Genomic DNA, 4,837 nt, shown 5'->3' with positions numbered 1-4,837 from the left:
AGGCCGGTGGTGACGGTCGGCCGGATCGCCGGCCAGTACGCCAAGCCGCGCTCGGCACCGACCGAACACCGCACCGGGCGCACCCTGCCGTCCTACCTCGGTGACGCCGTGAACGGCGAGCACTTCTCGGCGGCGAGCCGGACCCCGGATCCCGGCAACCTGGTCCGCGCCCACGGGCACTCCGCGAGGACCCTCTCCTACCTGGCGGGATCGGGGGTCTTCAGCTCCCACGAGGCGCTGCTGCTCGACTACGAGCGGCCGCAGACCCGCCGCGCGGCCGACGGCCGGCTCCACGACCACTCGGCCCACCTGCTCTGGATCGGCGAGCGCACCCGGTCGCTGACCGGGCCCCACATCGACTTCGCCGCCGCCACGGCCAATCCGCTCGCGGTGAAGGTCGGACCGGGCGCCACCCCGACGGCCCTGCTGGGCCTGCACGCCGTGCTCAACCCGGACAACGTCCCCGGCCGGCTCTCCTTCATCTTCCGGATGGGCCACCACCGGGCGTACGACCTCCTCTACGCCATGCTGAGCCGGGTCGTGGCGGAGGGCTGGACGGACCGGGTCGTCTGCGACCCGATGCACGGCAACACCGTGGTGAGTCCGGCCGGCGTGAAGACCCGGACGCTCACCGCGGTCGAGGCGGAGGTCCGCGCCTTCTTCCGCGCCTGCAACGACACGGGAGTCGCTCCGGGCGGCATCCACCTGGAGGTGAGCGGCGAGGACGTCACCGAGTGCGTCACGGCCGACGTCGACGACGCCCACCTCGCCGTCAACTACCGCACCGCCTGCGACCCCCGGCTGAATCCGGGGCAGGCCGCCGCCCTGGCCCGGCTGGTGGGCGACCTGCTGCCGCCGCACCGGGACACCACCCCGTCCAGGGAGATGGCGCTCTCCGGCACCTGAGGCGCCCCGCCTCCCGTTCCTCCCCCAACCGTCCACGACCGCTCACGGTGGGACAGACACCGTCCCGACGCGGCTCCCCCGGCCTGCCCGCCCCCCCGCGGCCGGCCCGGCGGCCGCTGCTCCGCCGTGCGGCTGGAACGTCAGCTCCCGCTCACCGCGGGATTCACCGATCCCGGAAACTCCCGAATCCCGGAAATGCCCGAAGGGGTTTGCTGTGTCCTCAGAAGCTCGATCAAACCGGTCGGTCGTGCTCGCCATGGCCTGCGTGGGGCAGTTCATGGTGCTGCTCGACAGCACCATCGTGGGTGCGGCGCTCCCCGACATGCAGGAACGGCTGAACACCGACCTGTCCGGCCTGCAGTGGATCGTCGACGCCTACGTCCTGCTGGTCGCGATGCTGCTGCTGACCGGCGGTGTCTTCGCCGACCGCTTCGGCCGCAAGCGGATCTACCTGTCCGGCGTGGTCGTGTTCACCCTCGCGTCCGTGGTGTGCGCCCTCGCCCCCTCGATCGGCTGGCTGATCACCGGCCGGGTGCTGCAGGGGATCGGCGCCGCGGCGCTGAGCCCCGGCTCGCTGGCCCTGATCGCCTCCGCGTACCCCGTTCCGCAGGAGCGGGTCAAGGCGATCGGCCTGTGGGCCGGCCTCAGCGGGATCGGCCTGGCGGCCGGGCCGCTGGCCGGCGGCATCCTGGTGGAGGCCTTCGACTGGCGCGCCATCTTCCTGGTCAACGTGCCGATCGGGGTGGGCCTGGTGCTGGCCGCCCTGCCCAGCCTGCGCGAGTCCCGCAACACCAACGCCGCGGCCATCGACGTCCCCGGCACGATCCTCTCCATCCTGGGCGTCGGGGCGCTGACCTACGGCCTGATCGAGGGCGGCGCCAAGGGCTGGACCTCGGCCCCCATCCTGGCGAGCTTCGCCGCGGCCGTGGTGATCACCGTCGTGTTCGTCGTGGTCGAGAGCCGGACGCCGACGCCGATGCTGCCGCTGCGGCTGTTCCGGAACCCGCTGTTCACGGTGTCCAACGCGGCCATGGTGATGGTCGGCTTCGCGCTCATGGGCTCGGTGTTCTTCTTCTCGCAGTTCTTCGTCACCGTGCAGGGCGCCTCGGTCCTGGTCGCCGGTCTGGAGACCCTGCCCACCTCGCTCGGCATGGCGATCGTCAGCCCGTACGCGGGCAAGCTGGCGGCCAGGTACGGCTTCCGGGTGGTGGTCACCAGCGGCCTGGTGCTGGCCGGCCTGGGGCTGCTGACCCTGGGCTTCGTCCACGCGGACACCGGCTACACCAACGTCTGGTGGCGGCTGACGATCATCGGCGCCGGCTTCGCCCTGACCATGTCGCCGCTGACCGGCGCCGCCATCCAGTCGGTCAACCCGCAGGAGGGCGGCCTCGCGTCGGGCATCAGCAGCACCTCGCGGCAGATCGGGGCCGTGCTCGGCGTCGCGGTGCTCGGCGCCGTCGTCACCGGCCGGCAGTCCGGCGGCGCGACCTTCGAGGCGGGCCTCGACAGCGCCTTCCTCACCGGCGGGGCCGCGTGTCTGGTCACCGCCGTCGGCACCGGGCTGTGGCTGGTGAAGTCCAGGCCCGCTCCGGTGCCCGCCGCGCAGCCGCAGCAGCGGCAGGCGCAGCCGATCGACTGACCCACCGCCCTCGTCCGCCGTCACCCGTCCCCCGTCCGCCGTCACCCGTCGGCCCTCCGCCGTCCCCGCCCCGCGCCACCCGTGGCGCGTCCGGCGGGGGCGGCCGGGGCGCGGCGGCCCACCGCACCGTGAACCACCGCACCGTGAACCACCGCACCGTGAACCACCGCACCGAGAGCCATCGCACTGATCTCCGGAGGTGCCCTCCCCCGCGGGGGGCACCGACCGGGGGAACCGGGCCGGCCCGCCGGACGCCGCTCGCGGCGTCCGGCGGCAATCCCCGCGGCCCGCTCCCTGGGTACCCCCACTCGAAGGAGTCACACCGCTGATGAGCACCGTCGAGGCGAATCAGAGCCCCCCGCACCGTTCGTCCTCCCCCGTCCGCACGCCGGACGGCGTTCCCGGCACCGCTCCCGAACGGCGCCGCCCGTGAAACGGAAGACCGCCACCCGCGACGACCTCGCCCACGACGCCCTGGACACCGCCGACCGGCTCCGGCTCCGCCTGCGGAACATCGAACCGGACGTGGAGGACGAACTGGTCGCCCACGTCTACGAGTTCACCCTCTCGCACCAGCCCGCCAGCCTCAGCCAGGTGTCCACCGCGCTGCGCGTCTCGGTGGCCGACGTCAGGCGGGCCGTCGACCTGCTGTGCGAGCTGAGGCTCCTCTGGTACTCGACGACCTTCGAGAGCTTCCGCGCGATCTGCCCGGAGGCCGCGCAGAACGAGCTGGTCATCCCCCTCCAGCGCGCGGTCAACGAGAAGCGGCGGGAACTCGCCGGGATCCACGAGCGGCTGCACACGCTGTCGGGCATCTTCAGCACCCTGAAGAAGTCGCGCCGGCGCAGCGAGAAGGTCGTCGCGCTGCTCGACCCGCAGCAGGCGCGGATCCAGCTGATCGAGGCTCTCCAGCACTGCACGTCGGAGGTCCTGGCGATGCAGCTGTTCGCCAACGAGCCGCGGCTCGCCTTCCAGCCCTGCGAACTGGCCCGGATGGCCCGCCAGCTGCCGTTCCGGCTGGTCTGTCCGCACTCGGCCCGGGCCAAGGCGACCGCGCGGACCCGGCTGCGCCAGGTGATCGACGCGGGGGCGCAGGTCCGCACCACCAACCACATCTTCGACGACCTCGTCCTCGTGGGCGACGACGTGGCCTTCGTGACGCACCGGACGGCGGACGAGGAGATCCCGAGCACGATCGCCGTCTACGAGCCCATGATCATCGCGCTGCTGCACCGGCTGTACGAGTTCGCCTGGCAGTCCGGCATGGACTTCGACGCCGAGGTGGTCTCCTACGGGGAGACCCTGCCCGACCTCAGCGCGGGGATCATGAGCCTGCTCGCCCAGGGGCTGAAGGACGACGTCGTGGCCCGCCGGGTGGGCATCGGCTCGCGGACCTTCCGCCGGCACATCGCCGGGATCATGGACAACCTGGGAGTCTCCAGCCGGTTCCAGGCCGGGGTCGTCGCGGCCCGGGCCGGTCTCATCGACGGCGAGGCGGTGGGGGCTCCCGTGCGGACGCCCTGACGCCCCCGCCGGCCGGCCGACCCGGCCACCCCCGACCCCGGCCGCCCGGCTTCGCGGGCACCACCGAACAGACAGGAGTTCACATGGGGCGATTCGCCCACCTGGCCTACACGGATTCCGTGCGCCGGGTCCAGCGGGAACAGGGCAGCGACGCGGCGGGCGACCGGCGGCTGCGGGCCGCGGACTCCCCCGATCCGCTGACCGCCGACGAGGCCGCCTTCATCGAGTCCCGCGACGGCTGCTACCTCGCCAGCGTCAGCGAGACCGGGTGGCCCTACGCCCAGTTCAAGGGAGGCCCGCCCGGCTTCCTCCACGTCCTGGACGAGCGCACGATCGGCTACGCCGACGTCCGCGGCAACCGTCAGTACATCAGCACCGGGAACGTCCTGGCGGACGGGCGGGTGTCCCTGTTCCTGATGGACTACCCGCAGCAGATCCGGCTCAAGATCCTCGGCCGGGCCTCCGTGCGGCGGATCGAGGACGAGCCCGCGCTGGCGGAGCGCCTGCGGGCGGGCGGCACGCCCGGTCCGGTGGAGCGGCTCGTGCTCATCCGCGTCGAGGGCTTCGACTGGAACTGTCCCCGGCACATCACCCCCCGGTACTCGGTGCCGGAGCTGGAGGAGCTGCTGAAGCCGCTGCAGGCCCGCCTCGACTCGCTGCTGGAGGAGAACCGGCGGCTGAAGCACCGGCTCGGCGAGCCCGGGTGAGCGGAGGGACCGGGTGAACGCGGCGTCCGGCCGCCGCCGGCCCCGTTTCCGGACGGAAGGG

The 4,837-nt window shown here is 73.0% G+C and carries 4 protein-coding genes; all 4 read left to right on the top strand.

Annotated features, from left to right (window positions below; all coding sequences use genetic code 11):
• Nucleotides 1-906, top strand: a 906-nt coding sequence (locus ACFCX4_RS34760) for a 3-deoxy-7-phosphoheptulonate synthase (protein ID WP_376151225.1), incomplete at its 5' end; no start/stop codon positions are given.
• 256 nt (nucleotides 907-1,162) lie between these two features.
• Nucleotides 1,163-2,545 carry an MFS transporter gene (locus tag ACFCX4_RS34755; protein ID WP_376151227.1) on the top strand — a complete coding sequence of 461 codons (1,383 nt, stop codon included), beginning with the start codon at nucleotides 1,163-1,165 and terminating at the stop codon, nucleotides 2,543-2,545.
• A gap of 429 nt (nucleotides 2,546-2,974) precedes the next feature.
• Complete coding sequence (locus ACFCX4_RS34750) at nucleotides 2,975-4,069, top strand: LuxR family transcriptional regulator (RefSeq protein ID WP_376151223.1); 1,095 nt, start codon at nucleotides 2,975-2,977, stop codon at nucleotides 4,067-4,069.
• Between the two features lie 83 nt (nucleotides 4,070-4,152).
• A complete protein-coding gene (locus tag ACFCX4_RS34745; protein WP_376151221.1) occupies nucleotides 4,153-4,776 on the top strand; it encodes a pyridoxamine 5'-phosphate oxidase family protein in 624 nt (207 codons plus the stop codon).
• The last annotated feature ends 61 nt before the right edge of the window (nucleotides 4,777-4,837 follow it).

This window comes from Kitasatospora sp. NPDC056327 (assembly GCF_042261735.1).
In the GTDB taxonomy this organism is placed as follows: Bacteria; Actinomycetota; Actinomycetes; order Streptomycetales; family Streptomycetaceae; genus Kitasatospora.
This window is presented reverse-complemented; position numbering and strand designations above follow the sequence as displayed.